Consider the following 18123-nt stretch of genomic DNA (forward strand, 5'->3'; position numbering starts at 1 on the left):
GGGCCGTTCTCGTGGTCGTCAGCGGACGGCGATGGCGATCAGTTGGGTTTGCTGCCTGGCGGAGAAGTTGTTGTCGCTGACCACCAGGAGCACGCGTTCGCCGGTGGGCAGTCGCGGACCCCAGCTGATGCCCTCGACGTTGTCGGTGTAGTCCACGCCGATCTCGTCGAGGTCGACCAGCAGTTCCTTGTGCACGGCGCGGAATCCACCGCCCACCAGCGAATGCCGGTGCATGACGTCGTCGGCGCCGGTGGTGCTGAACTCGAAGATGCGGCCCTTCGTCCCGATCCCGCTGGCGTAGCCGCGCTCCAGCGCGAGGAAGCGGCCGGGTTCGTCGGCGGCCAGCAGCGACGAGATTCCGTTGGCGTTCCAGTCGTTCGGCGGCTGCGGCTGCGCGAACAACGGCTCGACCGGATAGGCGTACTGGGCGATCGGCTGACCCGCCCTGTCGTGCACCGTGATGCGGCTGAGCGCGCCGTGCTCCGCGTTGGCCGATGGCCCGTCCTGCTCCAATGGTCCTTCCAGCGCGGAGACCAGCAGCCTGCCGTCCGCGGTGTAGGTCAGGCCCTCGAAGGTCTCGTTGACCCGTGGGCCTGTTCCGCCCATCGTCATCCGCTCGTTCGGCGCGGTCGGCAGATCCCGCCGGTACCGGCCGTCGGGGTCGGAGATCCGCAGTGCCGGGTCGAGCAGCACCGTGTCCTGGGCGGAACCGTTTTCGACGACGTTGCGCTGGCCCTCGTTGGTCCAGGCGACGTCGCCGGACACCGGATCGACCCGCAGTTCCTCTGGGTCCACGGTGCCCAGCGCGTTGCGCGCGGCTTCGGGAACCTGGTGCTGCTCGGTGCGCCAGGTGTCGATCGTCGGATAGGTGCGGCCGTCCGGGCGCCGGAAGATCCGCGCCCCGGTGAAGGTCACGTCCTCGATGCCGCGCTCGGTCACCGCGATGGCCGCGCGGTAGTAGCGGGCTGGCGCGTAGTCGGACCAGTCGTCGCTGACGAAGGCGAATTCGCCGCTGCGGCGGTCGTAGTCGATTGAGGACAGTCCACCGACCGGGGTGTCGTCCACCCGCAGGTCGTGCGGCACGACGTAGCTGCCGAGCAGTCGGGCGGAGTGGGATTCCTGGGCCGCGGCGGGGAATGCGGCCGGGACGAGCAACAGCGCGGCGGCAGCGGTGAGCACTGCCGATTTCGTTGGAAGAGGCATGATCCGAAGCCAACCGCCAGCTCAGCGGCGACGCCACCTTGATCACTCCTCCGAGCGATGCGCAGCACGCTCCGAGATCAACGCCGCCACCTGCTGGACCACGGTGCGGGTGGTCGGCTGCCACACCACCCAGGTGGTCAGCTCCAGCGGCGGGTCGACCAGCGACAGCCAGGGCCAGCCCGGCAGCAGTCGGTTCGCGGAATGCTCGGTGAGCAGCACGGCATCGGCCTCGGTCGCCTCGGCGCAGGCCAACGCGTGCTCGGAGAACTGCGCGAAGCGCCACAGCGGGACGGCGCCCGCGTCGTGCGCCGCCACGATCAGCAGGTCGTGGGCGACCGGCACCTGTTCGCGGCCGTGCGCCAGGATCCGCATGTTGTCCAGCTCCTGAACCCGGCAGGTGCGCTGGCCCGCCAGCGGGTGCCCGGCGCGCACCGCGATGCCGAAGGCCTGGTCGAACAGCCTCGTCCCGCGCAGCAGCGCCTGCGGGCGCTCGTGCACCAGGCCGAGGTCGAGCCGACCCTCCCGGACCATGCGAAGTTGGTCGGTGCTGCTGGCCTCGGTGAGCGTCACCGACGCGTGCGGGACCTCGGTGCGCAGGGCGGCCAGCAGGTCGAGGAGCCAGGTCGCCGCCAGGCCGGGCGGTACGCCGATGTCGACCACCTCCCGGGTGCGTTCGGCCGCGGAATGCGCCGCGTCGCGACTCGCGTCGGCCAGCCGCAGCAGCAGAAGCGCGTGCTGGTGCAGGGCCACCCCGGCCGGGGTCAGCGTCGTCCCGGTCGGGGTGCGTTCGAACAGCGCGATGCCGACCTCGCGTTCCAGTTGGCGCAGTTGCCTGCTCAACGACGGTTGCGTCAGGTGCAGCCGTTCGGCGGCGCGGGACATCGAGCGTTCTGCCGCGACCGCGACGAAGTACCGCAAATGGCGCAGTTCCACGTGCCCTCCACGGAGTAGTCATGCCTGCGGAGCATGGCCTATCTGATCAACTGGTATTGGACGCATCACAACCGAGACGGTGTACTTCACCATGCCGGAAGACCTGTCTGAAATCCTCAGTACCGGAAAGTGAGGATGGAAGGCCCCGGCGCGATCGGACCTCTGCCTCCTGGGCAAGACGTCGCAACCGCATCGCAGAAAGCGAGCACTCAACGATGAGCTCAACCCCAACCGACGTCGCCGGTGTGCGCCATCCGTACCGGTGGGTCGTGCTCCTGTTGTCCTGGGCCGCGTTCACCATGACGGCGGTGGACCGCTCCACCTGGGGTCCGGCTTCGGTCTCGGTCGGCGAGCACCTGGGGGTCTCGCTGGCCGGGCTCGGGGTCTTCGCAACCGGCTACTACGTCGGGTACGTCATCTCCAACGCCGGAGGCGGTTTCCTCACCGACTGGTTGGGCGGGCGGATGGTCATCGCCACCACGCTGTTCGTGGCGGGCGGCTTCATGATCCTGTTCGGCGAGACGACCTCGGTGGCGCTGGGCATCACGTTCCAGGCGTGCGTCGGGGTGTTCGCCGGGTGCGACTACTCGGCCGGGGTGAAGCTGATCAGCCAGTGGTTCCCGGCGCAGGACCGCGGTTTCGCGATGGGCGTGTTCATGACGGCCACCTCGCTGGGCACCGTGATCGCGAACGCGATCGTGCCGACCCTCATCGAGGTCTCCGGCTGGCGCACCTCCTACCACGTGTTCGGCATCGCGTCGATGGTGGTCGCGGTGCTGTGCTTCTTCTTGCTGCGCAACGGAACCGAGACCGCCAGCGGCTCGGCGCGGGAAGTGCCGAAGCTGGGCCCGCTGCTGCGCAACCGGGACCTGTTCCTGCTGGGACTGGCGGGTTTCGGCGGGTTGTGGGGAACCTACGGCTTCATCACCTGGTCCAACGCCCTGATGATCAAGGGCAACCACATCTCCCCGGTGCAGGCCGGTGTCGTCGTGGCCATCTTCGGCATCGCCGCCGTCGTGGCCAAGCCGCTCATCGGGGTGGTCAGCGACGTCTTCGGCGGCAAGCGCAAGGTGCTCACGATGATCGTGCTCGGCGCGTTCGTGGCCACCCTGCTGCTGTTCGGGACCGCGAGCAGCCTCACCGCGTTCCTGTGGATCGCGCCCTTCCTCGGCATCGCCGCCTACATCTACAGCCCGCTGATGGTCGCCCTCATCCCGAACCTCTCCGGGGTGCGGCTGGCCGGTTCGGCGGCCGGTGCCACCAACGCGTTCTGGCAGTTGGGCAGCACGATCGTGCCGGTGGTGCTCGGTGTCGTCTTCCAGTCGACCGGCTCGTTCTTCCTGGCCTTCGTGACGCTGGCGGCCGGACCGCTGCTCGGCATGCTGCTGATGCTCGGCGTGCGCGAGCACGGCGACCCGCAGGCCGTCCCGAACTCCACCGATACCGCGAAAGCCGTTGCCTGATAAGGAAGTGGTCCGAAGTGACGCAGCACTACGACGTGATCGTGGCGGGCGGCGGGTCCGGCGGGGTGGCCGCGGCGATCGGCGCGAGTCGGGCCGGTGCCCGCACCCTGCTGATCGAGCGCGGCCCGTGCTTGGGCGGTGCGGCGACCTTGCGGAACGTGGTGACCTACTGCGGTCTCTACACGCGTGACGACAAGCGGCAGGCCGTTTTCGGCGTCGCCGAGGAGGTGCTGAGCGGGCTCCGGGCGATGGGGGCGATCAGCGAGCCGACCAGGTTCACCGCGGTGGCGGCGGTTTTCGACCCGGAGAGCGTGAAGCGGATCTGCGACGAGCTGTGCGCCAGCGCCGGAGTCGACGTGTTGCTGCACACCCACTTGCTCGGCGCGGAACGCGAGGGCGACCGGGTTACCTCGGTTCGCGTGGCGGACCACTCCGGAATCCACGAGTTCACCGCGCAGGCCTTCGTGGACGCCACCGGCGAGGCCGATCTCGCGCACCACGCCGGTGCGGAAGTCCGCTACGGCAACGACGGTTGGGTGCAGAACGGCACGCTCGGGGTCCGCTTCGGCGGCATCCCGGCCAACGCCGAGGTCACCAGGGACGCGATCGGTACCGCGGTGCGCGAGGCCAAGAAGGCAGGTGTCGCGGAGTTGACCGCGGAAACCGGGCTCATCGCGCGGATGCCCATCTCCGGTGATCTCATCACCTACCTGGCCGACGAGGGCTACGACGCGCGCAGCGCCGCGGACACCACCCGGGCCGAGGTCGGCGCCCGTCGGCAGGCGCAGGCATATCTGCGGGTGATCCGGTCGTTGTCCGGTTGCGCCGGGGCCTACATCGTCAGCACCGGGCCGGAGATGGGCACCCGCGAGTCCCGGCACCTCGTCGGTCGCTACCAGCTCACCGAGAAGGAAGTGGTCAGCCCCGGCCCGGTCGACGACGCCGTCGCCATCGGCGCTTGGCCGATCGAGTACCACCCGGGTCCGGGCATCCCGTCGGAGTGGAAGTTCATCGGAGACCCCGGCTACTACGGCATTCCGCTCGGCGTCCTGCACAGCCGGAACACCGCGAACCTCTTCGCCGCCGGTCGAACCGTCGACGCCGATCGGGGCGCGGGCGCGTCGTTGCGCGCGATGGGCACCGCGTTCGCCACCGGGCACGCGGCCGGGGTCGCGGCGGCCCGCACCGCTGGCGACGGTGACCCCACTACCGCGTCGGTGCGCGCCGAACTCAACCGCCAGGGTGCCCGATTACCCGGGTGATTCAGCTGTTGCGCTGGGCGCCCGGGGTGTGGCCGAAGGTTCGACGGAACACCTCGATGAAGGCGCTGGTGGACGACCAGCCCGTCCGGTGGGCGACGGTGGTGACCGCCGCACCTCCGGCCAGCAACCGGAGGCCGTGGTAGAGCCGCAGCTGCGTGCGCCACTGCGGGAAGGTCATCCGCATCTCGGCCCGGAACAGGCGGCTGAGGGTGCGTTCGCTCGCGCCGACCTGCGCACCGAGCGAGGCCAACGTCCGCTGGTCGGCGGGATCATCGGCGAGGATCGCGCAGACCGCCGCCAGCCGCGGATCCCGTGGGGTGGGCAGGCGGATCGGCTGTTGCGGGGCCCGCCGCAGCTGGTCCAGCAGCACCGCGTGCAGCCGGTCGCGCTCGGCGGCGGCGTAGGGTTCGCCCCCGGTGCAGGCGAGGATCAACTCGCGCAGCAGCGGGCCGACGGCGAAGACCGCGGGCGAGTTCAGCCCCAGCGGGTTGTCCGTGGTGGGCAATCCGACCGTGTGCAGATCGGTTTCGCCGTAGGCGCGGTGTTCGTGCACGGTGCCCGCCGGAATCCAGACCGCGCGCGTGCCCGGCGCGATCCAACTGCCCGCATCCGTGGTCACCGACAGGACACCGCGCCCGGCGTAGACGATTTGGTGGTCGTCGTGCCGGTGGGCGTCGATGCCGGAACCCGGCGGCAGGTACCGCAGCCCGGTGGGTGCTCGCGGGGTGTGGCGGGTTTTCAACACAACATGGCAGTTTATCGAAAGCGGGACACCCGTCGTCTGCCCGAGGATCGCAGGTGTGAAACGAGACGGGGTTCGGTCGATGGGCCTGCTGGCCGCCGGGCACGCGGGTGTGGACATCTACCAGGGCGCGGTGCCCGCCGTGGTCCCGTTCCTGGTGCTGGAGCGGCAGTACGGCTACGTGGCGGTGTCCGGGATCGTGCTGGCGGCGACGTTGTTGTCGTCGATCGTGCAGCCGATGTTCGGCACGCTGACCGACCGCGTCCGGATGCCGTGGCTGATCCCGGTGAGCATGACGACCGCCGGGCTCGGCGTGGCGCTGTGCGGGGTCGGCGACTCCTACCTGCTGACCTGGCTGGCGGTCGCGTTGTCCGGTCTCGGGGTGGCCGCCTATCACCCGGAGGCGGCCAGACTCGCCCGCGCCGCATCCGGCGGCAGCCACCTGGCGATGAGCTGGTTCTCCCTCGGCGGCAACATCGGGTTCGCGCTCGCGCCGATCGTGGTGACCCCGATCCTGTCGGCGGGCGGCCTGTCCGCCTCGCCGTGGCTGCTCGTTCCGGCGCTGCTCGGCGGCTTGTTGACCACGGCGGTGCTCCGTTCGCTGACCGGCTCCGCGGGCACCTCTGGTGGCTTGAAGGCGGCCCGAGGGCGTGACCAGTGGCCGGTGTTCATGCGCCTGACCGCGATCGTCGTGGCCCGCTCGATCGTCTACATCGGACTGAGCACGTTCGTCGCGCTGTGGGCGCAGCAGCGGGTGCACGGCGGCGAAACCGCCGGAGCGGCCGCGTTGTTCGTGCTGTTCGCGGGCGGCGCGGCAGGCACCCTGCTCGGCGGCAGGCTGGCGTCGACCTGGGGTCGGATCCGGACCCTCCGGTTCGCCTACGCGGCGTCCGTCCCGGCAGTCGTCGGGGTGGTCTACGCGCCCGGACCGACCGTGTACGTCTTCGTGGCGCTGACCGCCGTCCTGCTCTACATCCCGTTCTCCCTGCACGTCACGCTCGGCCAGGACTACTTGCCGAACCGCATCGGCACCGCCAGCGGTGTAACCCTCGGCCTGGCGGTCAGCGTCGGCGGCGTGGCCGCACCCCTGCTCGGCGCGGTCGCAGAAGCAACATCCCTGCGAACGGCGCTGACAATCCTCCTGGTATTCCCCGTTCTCTCCTGGCTGCTCGCCCGAACCCTCTCCGAACCAACAGCCCTGGAAGCAGCGGCGACCACCGGCAGCAGCTGAACGTCCTTCGAGGACCTGCGGCTCGACCGCGAGGCGAGCCTCCGGCGTGTCGCGCCGGTGCGATGAGCCGGTAGGGCGGGGCTGGCCACCAACCTGACGGGACCCGACGCTCTGGATTCCAGAGCCGCCATGCTCGGCGCACAACATGGTCAATATGGACAATTGCTTCAGTTTTGATCGAAATTAATGGCCCCAGGCCTCGCCTCCGAGACGGCCGCGCGGGGGCTCGGGCGCGCGATTTCGCGCGAAATCGCCCCCGGCTCCCCATGGGAAACATCGATTTCGCGCGAAATCGCCAGGCCTGCCGCTCACACCGGTGGCAGTTGTTGTTCGACGTCGAGGAGGGAGGCGAAGGGGTCGCCTGCCGTGGCCAGGCGGTCGAGGACGGTGCGGATCGTCCAGCGGTCCGGAGCCAGGTCGGGGTCGTCGAGTTCGTCCCACTCCAGCGGGACCGACACCGGGGCGCCGGGGCGGGGACGGGTGCTGTAGGGGGCGACCAGGGTCTTGTTGATCACGTTCTGGGTGTAGTCCAGGCGGGCCAGCCCGCGCCGCTCGGTCCGCGTCCACGCCCAGCTGACCAGCTCGGGAACGGTGCTGCCGACGGCCTTGGACACCTTCTCCACCCAGGCGCGCGTTTCGGCGTAGGTGTAGCGCGGTTCGACCGGCACCCAGATCTGGATGCCGCGCTGCCCGGTGACCTTCGGGCGCGACTCGACGCCGAGGTGCTCCATCGCGGTCCGGTGCAGGCGCGCCAGGACGAGCACCTCGTCGAACGTCGTGTTGGTGCCGGGGTCGATGTCGAACAGCGCCCAGGTCGGGTGCTCGACGTCGGATGCGCGCGAGGTCCACGCGTGCAGCTCCAGCGCCGCGTAGTTGGCCAGCCAGGCCAGCGCGGCGACGCTGCCGGGGATGAGGTACCACTGCGTGTCGCCCGATTCGGCGAACGCGTAGCGCCACCGCCGCAGCCAGTCGGGGGCGTGGCTCGGGACCTCCTTGTGCCAGAAGCCGGGCTTTTCCACCCCGTTCGGGAAGCGGTGCGAGTTCAGCGGCCGGTCGGCGAGGTAGCGCAGCATCACCGGCGCGATCTGCGCGTGGTAGCGGATGAGATCGCGTTTGGTCACCGGCGGTTCGCCGTCGCGGGCCGGGAACAGGACCTTGTCGAGGTTGGTCAGCGCGAGATCCCGACCGTCCAACCGCCAGCGGCCCTTCTGCCCGAGCCGGTCCAGCGCCGCCAACTCCTCCTCGGTCGGCGGATCCCAGTGGCGGGACTTGTTGGCGCCCAACGGGATTTCCGCCTCCGCGGGCGGGAGGTCGCTGCGCCACATCGCTTCCGGCGCGGCGGCGACCTCCTCGTTGGTGCGGCCGCTGCGCACCGACTGGAGGTGGTCTTCGGGATCCCAGCCGGGCACGGCGTGCTCGTCCTTCTTGTGCAGCAGCAACCACTGCCGTTCGCCGCGTCGCACCAGCACGAACCGGCCCGCCAGCTTCTCGCCGTGCAGGTCGAAGTGCAGCGTTCCGGCCTCGATCGCGGCGGCCGGGTCGTCGGTGTCCACCGGATCCCAGGTGCCCCGGTCCCAGACGATGACGTCGCCTCCGCCGTATTCACCGGCCGGGATGGTGCCCTCGAAGTCGGCGTACTCCAGGGGGTGGTCCTCGACGTGCACGGCCATCCGCCGCGCGCCGGGATCCAGCGTCGGCCCCTTGGGCACGGCCCAGCTCACCAGCACACCGGCCAGCTCCAGGCGCAGGTCGTAGTGGCGGCGCCGAGCCCGGTGGCGTTGCACGACGAACCGGTTGCCGACCGCGCCGATCGCGGCGTCGCCGCTGGGCTCGGCGGTGCGGCTGAAGTCGCGCATCTCCCGGTACTTCGCCAGGCGGTCGTCGTTCACGTCTTCCCCATACCCGATTCCGCCCAGCAGCAAAAATCGAAGGCGTCACTCCAGGACGAGCAGTTGGCGCTCCTCGGCGATCGCGGCACCGGCGGCCCGCAACTCGGCGTGTTCCGGCGCGTCGGGATGGGCCAGCGGGTTGGTGTTGTTGAGGTGGGTGAACAGGAACCGCGTCCCCGGGTGGCGGGCGATCTCCGGCAGGGCCGCGCGGATCGGCAGGTGGCCCATGCTGCGCGCCGGGCGATCGCTGCCGGAGCTGCGGGTGAGCTCGTCTTCGGTGTGGAAGGTGCCGTCCAGCAGGACGATGTCGGCGCCGTCGATGATCCGCTCGAACGCCTCGTTCCAGGCGGGCAGGCACGGCGCGTACACCAGGCTGCGCCCGGAGGCCGCATCCGTGAACCGGTAGGCGACAACCCAATCCGCTCCGGGCAGGCCGCTCGCGTAGCGGGGGCGTTTGTCGCCGACCCCGACGAGTTCGACCGCGATGCCGCCCGCGAGCACCTGGCCGCCTGCGATCTCTTCCGATCGGACGGTGGTGTAGTTGCCGATGACCTCGGTGATCGGGAACGCCTGGCGCAGTGCCCGGTGGACGGCCGCGGTGGCGTGGATCGTGAGTCGCCCGGCCTCCCGCAGGGTCACCAGGCCCAGCGTGTGGTCCAGCTCCGCGCTGGTCAGCAGGACGCCTTCGACGGGGGTGCGCCGGGTGCCCGGTTCGGGCCGCAGCTCGGGCGTCGCAAGCAGTTGGGTCCGCAGGTCCGGCGAGGCGTTCACCAGGTACCACGACGTCCCGTCGCCGCTGATCGCCAGGCAGTCCTGGGTGCGCTGGGTGCCGAGTTCCGCCGCCCGGCAACAGCTTTCGCAGCCGCAGTTCCACTGCGGCAGGCCACCACCGGCAGCGGTTCCCAGGACGCGTACCCGCATCACATCCGCCTCGGAACGGCGGGCTGCGGTGCGAACTCGGTGCGGATGAGATCGTGGTGGTCGGACAGCGCGCAGGCCGGGTCGGTGACCGCCGCGTCGCCGACCAGCTGGTAAGCCTGGCACCGGCAACCGCCGAAGTCGACTTCCTTCAGCGCGCAGCTGCGGCAGGGATCCGGCATCCACTCGGTGCCGCGGAAGCGGTTGAACGCTGTCGAGTCGAACCAGATCGCATCCAGCGACGCGTCGTGCACCGACGGAACATCCAGACCGGGCAGCTGCCCGGCGGCCAAGCAGGGCAGCACGTCACCGTTGGGCGCCACGGTCAGCTGGCGGTTGCCCCAACCGTAGTTGCACGGTTTGGGGCGCGGTTCGAAGTAGTCCGCGGTCACGTACACGATCTCCAGCTGGTCGCCGTAGCGCTCGCGGGCCAGTGCCGCGTCCTCGTCCGCGCGCTGCACCTGCGCTTGGCTGGGCATCAGCGCGGCGCGATTGCGCAGGGCCCAGCCGTAGAACTGGGTGTTGGCCAGCTCTACGCGTTCCGCGCCGAGCCGCACCGCGAGCTCGACGATGTCGGTCAGCGAGCCGATGTTCCCGCGGTGCAGCACCGCGTTGACGGTCATCGGCAGACCCGTTTCGGTGATGTCCTGCGCGACCGCCATCTTGCGGGCGTGCGCGCGACGCCCGGCGATGGCGTCCGCCGACATCGCCGCCGAGTCCTGCACCGACAGCTGGACGTGGTCCAGGCCCGCCGCGGCGAGTTCGGCCAACCTCGTTCTCGGCAGCGAAAAGCCGCTGGTGACCAGGTTCGTGTAGAGGCCGAGTCGGCGGGCCGCCGCGACCAGGGTGACGAGGTCGCGGCGCAGCGCCGGTTCACCGCCGGACAGGTGCAGCTGCAGCACGCCGATCGCGCGCGCCTGCTCGATGACGCGCAACCACGCTTCGGTGGTCAGTTCGTCCCGGTAATCGGCCAGGTTCAACGGGTTCGAGCAGTACGTGCACTGCAGCGGACACCGGTAGGTCAGCTCGGCCAGCAGGCCGAGGGGCAGCCCGGATCGCGGATCTTGGTCGTCCGGACCCGAGTCGACCGCATCGGCCGCGCAGTCGCCCAGCACCCGGCGGGAGGCCAGGTCGTGGAGCAGGCCGAGCACGGATTCGACGGTCACGCCCTGGTACGCCGCCGCCAGGTCGTCGACGATGTCGGCCACCGTGCGCCTGGTGTCGCAGCGCCGGACGACGTCCGCTGCCGTGTCGTTGAGCAGCAGGACGCCTTCCGGGAACAGCAAGGCGTGCTTGGCGCGGACCCGGTCGTGCACCAGCCGAACCCCGCGCCGCAGCCCGGGGCGGCTGTCGGCGGTCATCCGCATGACTGTCCTCTGTAGTCGATGGCGTCCAGCATCGCCCACAGCACATCGCATTTGAACGACAGGGCCCGAACCGCCGCGTCCTGCTGGTCGCGCGTCTCGCAGTGGTCGAGCACGACCTGCATGGTCACCGTGCTGTCGGCACGGGCCGCCGGGATGCGACGTTCGAAGTAGGCCAGGCCATCGGGTTTGATCCAGTCGTAGTGGCGTCGCCAGGCCGACACCCGGTCGGACATGTGATCGGGCGAGAACATCTCGGTGAGCGCGGCGGCCACGCTCTCGATCCACGGTTTGCGGCGGCAGAAGTCCACGTACGCGTCAACGGCGAACCGCACGCCGGGCAGCACGTGACGTTCGTCCAGGACCTCGGCCTGGTGCAGGCCCACCGCTTCGGAGAGCACCAGCCAGTCGTGCAGGCCACCTTCGGTGTCGGTGGGGCCGTCCTGGAAGCCGATGCGCTCGACCCAGATCCGCCGCACCTCCGGCAGCGGGCAGTTCGCCACGATCGCGGCGTTCTTCTGCGACAGATTCCGTTGGTAGTACCAGCGGTTGGCGACCCACAGCCGCACTTCCGGTGGGGTGCAACCGCCGTCGTGCAGCCGCTTGTGAAACGGGTGGTGCGCCCAGTAGCGCGGCGCCAACCGTTGTAGGGATTCCTGGAATTCCGGCTTGGTCAGCGGCTTGTTCACCGGCTGCCGTCACCAGCGTAGGCGGTCACCTCCGGCCGCGTCTCGTAGTGCTCGACCTGCGGCGCAGTCCAGGTCTGGGGTGCCGGGGCGGGGGTGGTTTCTGAAGGAGCAGGCATCTGACGACCTCCAGTTCGAAAAACGGCGAAGACCGAGGAATTCGGACGCTACTCGCCGCGCGCCAGCCGGATCAAGATTTCGCCCCGCAATCAACACGACCGAAGCAATCGATGCGCCCGATCAGCCAGATCGGTTCCCGTTCGTCAATTCCCCGATCGGCCGCTTGGCGGATTTCCGGGCCATTGCGCGGCTTTCCCGTTCAGCGGACCGCCAGCCGCACCGGGGACGGCGCTATGACCCGCGTCACAGCGTGTCACGCTTCCACGGGCTGTCCCGTTCCACCTTCGCGCACTTCCGCGCGGAGCTGAGAGGACGGGACGATGGCGCTTCGGATTGTGGTCGTTGGAGCTGGCTATTCCGGGCTCGCCGCGGCGAAGCTGGCGGCGAAGTGGACGGATGCCCAGGTGACGCTGATCAACGCTGGTGATCGGTTCGTCGAGCGGGTTCGGCTGCACCAGCTGGCCGTCGGCCAGCGGCTGCGCGACCTGCCGCTGGTGGATCTGCTCGCGGGCTCCGGTGTTGACCTCATCGTTGATCGGGTGACCGAGATCGATGCCGCGCAGCGGGTCCTGCGGCTGGCGAACACGTCCCAGGTCGTGCGTTACGACCGGCTGGTCTACGCCCTGGGCAGCGCCGCCGACATGGATTCGGTGCCCGGTGTCGCCGAGCACGCTTACACGGTGGCCACCGGTGACCAGGCGTTGCGGCTGCGGGAGCGCATCGCGGACAGCGATGTGCTCGCCGTGGTCGGTGGTGGGCTGACGGGTATCGAGGCCGCCGCCGAGCTGGCCGAGGCGCACCCGGGTTTGAAGGTGCGCTTCGTGACCGGGGGAGCGCTCGGTGCGGCGCTCTCCGAGCGCGGCCAGGACTACCTGCGGCGCACCTTCGACCGGCTCGGCGTCGAGGTCCGGGCGCACGCCAAGGTTTCGGAGGTCCGGGCCGACGGCCTGCTGCTGGCCGACGGCGAGCACGTGGCCGCCGACACCGTGGTGTGGACGGCCGGTTTCAAGGTGCCGGAACTGGCCGGGGAAGCCGGTTTCGCCGTCGACGACCACGGTCGGTTGACCGTCGACGAGATGCTGCGCTCGACCTCGCACCCGGAGGTCACCGGCGTGGGCGATGCGGCAGCGGTGCGCATGCGGACCGGGCAAGAACTGCGGATGGCCTGCGCGACGGGATTGCCGTCCGCGCAACACGCCGTCCGCGCGCTCGCCGACCAGTTGGCCGGGCGCGAGACTCGGCCGTTGCGGTTCCGCTACTTCAACCAGTGCATCAGCCTGGGCAGGCGCGACGGGCTGATCCAGTTCGTGCACGCCGACGACAGCCCGCGCGAAGCGGTGCTCACCGGCCGGAAGGCGGCGTTGTACAAGGAGGCCATCGTGCGCGGCACGGTGATCTTCGAACGCCACCCGGTCATCCCGACGTCCTTCTAGCGGCGCGCCACCAACCCGGGCGAGCGCTTTTCGGGCGCTCAGGTTCGCTTGGCGGTCAAGTGGTTCGAGGTCGGGATCCGGTCGGTGAGCGGGTGGGCGCCGGGGCGGGCGTCGAAGTCGTAGCCGCGCTCGGCGTGTTCGGCCTCGTCGATGCCGTTCGACTCGGTGTCGGGGTCGACCCGGAAGCCGATGGTCTTCTGGATGATCCAGGCGATCACGAAGGTCAGCACCAGCGAGTACCCCAGCGTGGCGCCCGCCGCCACCAGCTGCCGCCCGAGCTGATCCGGGCCACCGCCGTAGAGCAGCCCGTCGGCGCCTGCCGGGTTGACGCTCTTGGTGGCGAACACACCGATGAGCACCATGCCGACCAGACCGCCGACACCGTGCACCGCCACCACGTCCAGCGTGTCGTCGTAGCCGAACCGCTGCTTCAACGTCACCGCCAGGGCGCACACCACACCGGCCACCACGCCGATGGCCGCGGCACCGAGCGGCTCGACGTAGCCGCACGCGGGCGTGATCGCGACCAGGCCCGCCACCGCGCCCGATGCCGCGCCGAGGGTGGTGGGCACGCCGTCGCGGAACTGTTCGACCAGCAGCCAGCCCAGCACGGCGGTGGCACCGGCGGTCATGGTGTTGATGAACGACGTCGCGGCCAGCGGGGTGGCGCCGAGCGCGGAACCGGCGTTGAAGCCGAACCAGCCGAACCACAGCAGCCCGGCGCCGAAGAGCACGAACGGCAGGTTGTGCGGGCGTGCCTGGTGTTGCGGCCAGCCCCGGCGGCGGCCGACGACCAGGGCGAGCGCGAGCGCGGCCGCACCCGAGTTGATCTCGACGGCGGTTCCGCCCGCGAAGTCCAGCGCCTTCAGGTCGTTGACGAGCCAGCCGCCCACCGCGTCCGGTGCGGTGAACCCGTCCACGGCGAAGATCCAGTGCGCGATCGGGAAGTAGACGACGGTGACCCACACGGCGACGAACACGATCCACGGCCAGAACCGGGTGCGCTCGGCGACCGCCCCGACCAGCAGCGCCACCGTGATCACCGCGAACATCAGCTGGAAGGAAGCGAACGCGAACAGCGGCACCTGCTGTCCGGCGGGTCCGACCGCCACCTCGTGGAGTCCGCGCAGACCGCTGTGCCCGAGATCGCCGATCAGTCCGCCGAACGCGTCGTCGCCGAAGGTGAGCGAGTAGCCGTAGAGCACCCACAACGTGCCGACCACGGCCAGGCAGGCGAAGGTCAGCATCATCACGTTGAGGACGCTGCGGGAGCGCACCATGCCCCCGTAGAACAAGGCCAGGCCCGGGGTCATGAACATGACGAGCGCGGCGCTGACCAGCAGCCAGGCGGTGCTTCCGGTATCGATGACGGCCTCCTCCACGGCACGGCGGATTCGGCTGGTCAGCATCACCTCGGCGCGTTACGGGAAACCGACTCCAAATGTTTCGCAAGAGTAAAAAGTCGAGTGGTGCCACTTCGCTCGTAACCCGGATGACATTGCGCAGCAACGAAGTCACGCAGCGTCGCGCCCGTTCTGAAGCCGCTCAGCGCTCGCTCGCGCGGGCCGCGAAGCGCTGATCAGGTGCTCGTTTCCAGATCCGTAGAATCGGCCCGTGGAGCTGTTTCGCGGCGCACTCGGCGCGGGTGCGGACCAAGCGCTGGAGGTCGCGGTCGCACATGCGATGCTGCGCCGCGTCAGCCGCGGCGAGTCGGGTCCGGCTCTGCGGGTGTACCAGCCGAGCGGACCCGTGGTGGCCTTCGGGCGGCGCGACACGCTGCTGCCCGGCTTCCCCGCCGCGGTGCGCGCCGTCCGGGCGGCCGGGTTCACCCCGGTGTTGCGCGCACCGGGCGGCCGCGCGGTGGCCTACACGCAGCGGTCGCTGGTGGTCGACCACGTCGGCCCCGACCCCGGTTACCTGGCGGGCATGGACGAGCGGTTCGTCGGCTACGCCGAGCTGTGGGCGGGAGTGCTGAAGGACCACGGGGTCGATGCGCAGGTCGGCGCGGTGCCCGGCGAGTACTGCCCGGGCGCCCACAGCGTGAACGCGCGAGGTCAGGTCAAGCTGGTCGGCACCGCCCAGCGGTTGGTGCGCGGCGCCTGGCTGTTCAGCGCGGTGGCGATCTTCGACGACGCCGAGGTGCTGCGCCCGTTGCTCACCGAGGTCTACCGGCACCTGGAAGTGCCCTTCGACGACGACTCGGTGGGGTCGCTGCGCGAGGAGGTGCCAGCGCTGCGCCTCGACGGCTTCGAAGCAGCGGTGATCGCCGCCTACGACGAGCGATTCGGCCTGGACCCGGCACCGCTGAACGAGGATCTGCTGGCCAGGGCCCAGGACCTGGCCGACGGCCACCGAATCGCTGAACCCGCACCGCCCGACCGCTGAGGGGCATGGCTAGACCACGGTTCGCGTTCGGTGATCGCGGGTTCCGCCACTGGTCGGGGGCGCTTGCGCAGTGCGACCATGCCGACGATCGCGAACAGCGCGACGACGGTCGCACCGGCCAGGGAGACCACGTGGAGCCCGCTGGTGAAGGCCCCGCGCGCCGGTTCGAGCACGCTCAGCGGGTCGGCGAGCTGCGCCGCCGAGGTCACCGCGCCGGGCAGACCGTCCGCGGCTTCGGCCGCCAAGTGCGGCGGAACCTGGGGCGCAATCGCCACCACGTTGCGGTAGACGGCGCTGCCGATGCTGCCGAACAGCGCGATGCCCATCGCGATGCCGAATTCGCCGCCGGTCTCCGATATCGCCGAGGCGGCCCCGGCCCGCTGCGGCGGCACCGAGCTCACCACCATCTCGGTGCACAGCACGCCTTGCGGCCCCATCCCGAAACTCGCGACCGCCATGCCGATCACCACGAGCACGACTCCGTTCGAGCCGTCGATCAGGGCGAACAGCGCGATCCCGGCCGCCGCGAGCAGCATGCCGAAGCGATCACCGCCAGAACTAATCGGCCGAGCGTCGCCAACCGGGTTTCGGCGGATCTCCTCCGGCCGCAACGCCACTCGTCTGGACGGCGCAGGCAACCGCTGGGCCGTTGGCAACGTCTCCCATCCAGACGGTGCGCCGCTCGTGGCGGCCGACCACTGGAGGGATCGCGATGCCCCGGAAACTTCTCGTCGGAGCCGCCAGCGTGGCCGTGCTGCTCTCCGGCACCGCCGCGGCCTCCGCCGCGCAACCGGCCACCACCGCCGACGTCGACGGTGATGGACGACCGGATCCGGTTGAGCTGCAACAGATTTCGGCCGATCGGATGCTGCTTCGGGTCGGCCTGGCGGATGAGTTCGTCGACGCCGTGGTACCGGGCAACGCCGCCAGCCAGCCGCCCGTTGCGGTTGACGTCAACGGGGACGGGTTCGACGAGGTGCTGGTGCCGGAATCGGTCGGGGCGAACACGATCACCTACACGGTGTGGGCGTACTCCGGCGAAGCGGGCCTGTTCGGGGTGCCGCTGCGCGACGGCGCGCCGTGGCGGATCGCCGAGGGCGGCGGCGCCACCGCGGTGTCCACCTACGGCTGCGGTCCGGGCCTACCGGGACGCGTGCTGGACAGCGTCAACGCCTACCAGGACGACACCGGCGGATACCAGGGCAGCCGCATCACCTACCAGTTCGCCTACGGAGTGGCCAACACCGTTTACACCACGCCGATCCGGGACGCGGCCCGCGACGACCCGATGCTGCGGGCCGACCCCGCGACCTGCGCACCACTGCGATGACCTGCCGGGCTGGTCACCGGTTCACGACGAGGCGCATCAGGGTTGGGCCGCCTGGGATCCGCAGCTCCAGCGACTGGATCTCGGCGCGCCGCAGCGGTGTGGTCATGGCGAGTCGCGCGGTGTTGTCCGGCATCGCGTACCAGGTGGCCAGATCCGAGGTGCGCCCGTCGCGCTGGACCGCGACGAGGGTGTAGTCGCCGCCCTTGCCGCCCTGGTAGTTGCACGACATGTCGACCCGGGTGCCGGAGGGCAGGTCGCTGAGGTTGATGTTCGCCTGCACCGGATAAGCCCCCAGCGCGGTCATCGCGGCGCCAGCCGGGTGATCGGTGAGCGGGGTGGTGAGCAGCAGCGCCAGGCAGACCAGCAGTCCGGCCACCGCTGCCGACGCGGTCAGCAGCAGTCGGCGACGGCGGGTGCGCCCGACCTCGGTCGCGAGTCTCGACAGTTGATCCGACGGCGCGGGTTCGGCGCTGACCTGGTGCGCGTCGACCTGCGCCAGCAAACCGGGCAGCCCGGCCAGCAGGCGGACCGAATCGGCGCAGGAATCGCAGGTGCTCATGTGCGCCTCGAACGCGGACCGGTCCTCCGGTGACAGCGCGCCGAGGACGTAGGCGGCGTCGAAGTCGGTGAACGGGTCTGCTCCCGGCTCGAAAAGCTGGCTCACCGGGTCACGCCCCTTTCTTCGAGTGCCAGCCGCAATGCGCGCAGCGCGTAATGCGTCCGGGACTTGACCGTCCCTTCGGGCACTCCCAACCGTTGTGCCGCATCCGCCACCGACATGCCCTGGTAGAAGCACAGCGCGAGCACCTCGCGGTGCCGTGCCGACAGTTCCGCGAGTGCGTCGGCGACCAGCCAACCCTGCACGGCCCGTTCGGTTTCGTCAGCGGTCGGTGGTTCCGGCGGCGCGTCCGTCACGACCTCCGCGTGGGTGGCCGCCGAACGCCAGTCGTCGATGGCGATCCGCCGCGCCACCGTGAAGAGCCACGCGCGGGCGGATCGTTGGGACTGGTCGAGCACCTTCGGATGCCGCCAGGCCCGCAAAAGCGTTTCTTGTACGACGTCCTCGGCGCGGGCCCGGTCGCCGTTGGTCAAGTGCAGGGCGTAGGACCACAGCGCGGACGCGTGCTGGTCGTGCAGCAGTTGCATCAACCGCGATTCGGGTCC

Annotated in this window: 17 protein-coding genes; 6 read left to right on the forward strand and 11 right to left on the reverse strand. The window is 70.2% G+C overall.

Annotation, left to right across the window (positions count from 1 at the left end; all coding sequences use genetic code 11):
- Positions 1-18: 18 nt before the first annotated feature.
- The gene (locus tag ACTWQN_RS32790; protein WP_443207516.1) at positions 19-1203 is read right to left on the reverse strand and encodes an esterase-like activity of phytase family protein; all 1185 of its coding nucleotides are present in this window, start codon (positions 1201-1203) and stop codon (positions 19-21) included.
- 42 nt (positions 1204-1245) lie between these two features.
- Positions 1246-2136 carry a LysR family transcriptional regulator gene (locus tag ACTWQN_RS32795; RefSeq protein ID WP_443207517.1) on the reverse strand — a complete coding sequence of 297 codons (891 nt, stop codon included), beginning with the start codon at positions 2134-2136 and terminating at the stop codon, positions 1246-1248.
- A 215-nt stretch (positions 2137-2351) separates the two neighbouring features.
- On the opposite strand from ACTWQN_RS32795, the gene ACTWQN_RS32800 reads away from it, so the two are divergent.
- A complete protein-coding gene (locus ACTWQN_RS32800) occupies positions 2352-3599 on the forward strand; it encodes an MFS transporter (protein WP_443207518.1) in 1248 nt (415 codons plus the stop codon).
- Between the two features lie 17 nt (positions 3600-3616).
- The gene (locus ACTWQN_RS32805) at positions 3617-4861 is read left to right on the forward strand and encodes an FAD-dependent oxidoreductase (RefSeq protein WP_443207519.1); all 1245 of its coding nucleotides are present in this window, start codon (positions 3617-3619) and stop codon (positions 4859-4861) included.
- A gap of 1 nt (position 4862) precedes the next feature.
- Here ACTWQN_RS32805 and ACTWQN_RS32810 read toward each other — a convergent pair whose 3' ends face one another.
- Positions 4863-5606, reverse strand: coding sequence for an AraC family transcriptional regulator (locus ACTWQN_RS32810; RefSeq protein WP_443207520.1), 744 nt, complete (start codon positions 5604-5606; stop codon positions 4863-4865).
- A 79-nt stretch (positions 5607-5685) separates the two neighbouring features.
- On the opposite strand from ACTWQN_RS32810, the gene ACTWQN_RS32815 reads away from it, so the two are divergent.
- Positions 5686-6834: an MFS transporter gene (locus ACTWQN_RS32815; protein ID WP_443207586.1), complete on the forward strand. Its 1149-nt coding sequence runs from the start codon at positions 5686-5688 to the stop codon at positions 6832-6834.
- Positions 6835-7142: 308 nt separating this feature from the next.
- On the opposite strand, the gene ligD is transcribed toward ACTWQN_RS32815, so the two are convergent.
- From ligD to pqqC, 4 genes are all read right to left on the reverse strand, one after another.
- Positions 7143-8690 (reverse strand): non-homologous end-joining DNA ligase, encoded by a 1548-nt coding sequence (gene ligD, locus ACTWQN_RS32820; protein WP_443207587.1) that lies wholly within the window; start codon positions 8688-8690, stop codon positions 7143-7145.
- 78 nt (positions 8691-8768) lie between these two features.
- Complete coding sequence (gene pqqB, locus ACTWQN_RS32825) at positions 8769-9644, reverse strand: pyrroloquinoline quinone biosynthesis protein PqqB (protein WP_443207521.1); 876 nt, start codon at positions 9642-9644, stop codon at positions 8769-8771.
- Complete coding sequence (gene pqqE, locus ACTWQN_RS32830) at positions 9644-11002, reverse strand: pyrroloquinoline quinone biosynthesis protein PqqE (protein ID WP_443207522.1); 1359 nt, start codon at positions 11000-11002, stop codon at positions 9644-9646. The genes pqqB and pqqE overlap by 1 nt, the downstream gene beginning before the upstream one ends.
- Complete coding sequence (gene pqqC, locus ACTWQN_RS32835; protein WP_443207523.1) at positions 10999-11694, reverse strand: pyrroloquinoline-quinone synthase PqqC; 696 nt, start codon at positions 11692-11694, stop codon at positions 10999-11001. The genes pqqE and pqqC overlap by 4 nt, the downstream gene beginning before the upstream one ends.
- Positions 11695-12131: 437 nt before the next feature.
- Between pqqC and ACTWQN_RS32840 the strand changes: the two genes are divergently transcribed.
- Positions 12132-13244: an NAD(P)/FAD-dependent oxidoreductase gene (locus tag ACTWQN_RS32840; RefSeq protein ID WP_443207524.1), complete on the forward strand. Its 1113-nt coding sequence runs from the start codon at positions 12132-12134 to the stop codon at positions 13242-13244.
- Between the two features lie 38 nt (positions 13245-13282).
- Here ACTWQN_RS32840 and ACTWQN_RS32845 read toward each other — a convergent pair whose 3' ends face one another.
- Positions 13283-14653, reverse strand: a complete 1371-nt coding sequence (locus ACTWQN_RS32845; RefSeq protein WP_443207588.1) for an ammonium transporter — start codon at positions 14651-14653, stop codon at positions 13283-13285.
- A gap of 205 nt (positions 14654-14858) precedes the next feature.
- On the opposite strand from ACTWQN_RS32845, the gene ACTWQN_RS32850 reads away from it, so the two are divergent.
- Entirely contained in the window at positions 14859-15629 is a 771-nt protein-coding gene (locus ACTWQN_RS32850) for a lipoyl protein ligase domain-containing protein (RefSeq protein WP_443207525.1), read from the forward strand.
- On the opposite strand, the gene ACTWQN_RS32855 is transcribed toward ACTWQN_RS32850, so the two are convergent.
- A complete protein-coding gene (locus tag ACTWQN_RS32855; protein WP_443207526.1) occupies positions 15515-16165 on the reverse strand; it encodes an MFS transporter in 651 nt (216 codons plus the stop codon). The genes ACTWQN_RS32850 and ACTWQN_RS32855 overlap by 115 nt on opposite strands.
- Positions 16166-16341: 176 nt before the next feature.
- Here ACTWQN_RS32855 and ACTWQN_RS32860 point away from each other — a divergent pair, with 176 nt between their 5' ends.
- A complete protein-coding gene (locus ACTWQN_RS32860) occupies positions 16342-16959 on the forward strand; it encodes a hypothetical protein (RefSeq protein ID WP_443207527.1) in 618 nt (205 codons plus the stop codon).
- A gap of 13 nt (positions 16960-16972) precedes the next feature.
- Here the strand turns inward: ACTWQN_RS32860 and ACTWQN_RS32865 are convergent, their stop codons facing one another.
- Both ACTWQN_RS32865 and ACTWQN_RS32870 read right to left on the reverse strand, forming a co-directional pair.
- Positions 16973-17623, reverse strand: a complete 651-nt coding sequence (locus tag ACTWQN_RS32865; RefSeq protein WP_443207528.1) for a zf-HC2 domain-containing protein — start codon at positions 17621-17623, stop codon at positions 16973-16975.
- Positions 17620-18105: a sigma-70 family RNA polymerase sigma factor gene (locus tag ACTWQN_RS32870; protein WP_443207589.1), complete on the reverse strand. Its 486-nt coding sequence runs from the start codon at positions 18103-18105 to the stop codon at positions 17620-17622. Before ACTWQN_RS32870 ends, ACTWQN_RS32865 begins: the two co-directional genes overlap by 4 nt.
- Between the last annotated feature and the right edge of the window lie 18 nt (positions 18106-18123).

The sequence above is a fragment of the Saccharopolyspora antiqui genome, assembly GCF_052246905.1.
Lineage (GTDB): Bacteria > Actinomycetota > Actinomycetes > Mycobacteriales > Pseudonocardiaceae > Saccharopolyspora.

What these genes read in the sequence shown, in the direction of transcription:
- ACTWQN_RS32790 (WP_443207516.1), bottom strand. Translation starts at nt 1,203, where the DNA reads ATGCCTCTTCCAACGAAATCGGCAGTGCTCACCGCTGCCGCCGCGCTG.
- ACTWQN_RS32800 (WP_443207518.1), top strand. Translation starts at nt 2,352, where the DNA reads ATGAGCTCAACCCCAACCGACGTCGCCGGTGTGCGCCATCCGTACCGG.
- ACTWQN_RS32815 (WP_443207586.1), top strand. Translation starts at nt 5,686, where the DNA reads ATGGGCCTGCTGGCCGCCGGGCACGCGGGTGTGGACATCTACCAGGGC.
- ligD (WP_443207587.1), bottom strand. Translation starts at nt 8,690, where the DNA reads ATGCGCGACTTCAGCCGCACCGCCGAGCCCAGCGGCGACGCCGCGATC.
- pqqB (WP_443207521.1), bottom strand. Translation starts at nt 9,644, where the DNA reads ATGCGGGTACGCGTCCTGGGAACCGCTGCCGGTGGTGGCCTGCCGCAG.
- pqqE (WP_443207522.1), bottom strand. Translation starts at nt 11,002, where the DNA reads ATGACCGCCGACAGCCGCCCCGGGCTGCGGCGCGGGGTTCGGCTGGTG.
- ACTWQN_RS32840 (WP_443207524.1), top strand. Translation starts at nt 12,132, where the DNA reads ATGGCGCTTCGGATTGTGGTCGTTGGAGCTGGCTATTCCGGGCTCGCC.
- ACTWQN_RS32845 (WP_443207588.1), bottom strand. Translation starts at nt 14,653, where the DNA reads ATGCTGACCAGCCGAATCCGCCGTGCCGTGGAGGAGGCCGTCATCGAT.
- ACTWQN_RS32855 (WP_443207526.1), bottom strand. Translation starts at nt 16,165, where the DNA reads ATGCTGCTCGCGGCGGCCGGGATCGCGCTGTTCGCCCTGATCGACGGC.
- ACTWQN_RS32860 (WP_443207527.1), top strand. Translation starts at nt 16,342, where the DNA reads ATGCCCCGGAAACTTCTCGTCGGAGCCGCCAGCGTGGCCGTGCTGCTC.
- ACTWQN_RS32870 (WP_443207589.1), bottom strand. Translation starts at nt 18,105, where the DNA reads ATGCAACTGCTGCACGACCAGCACGCGTCCGCGCTGTGGTCCTACGCC.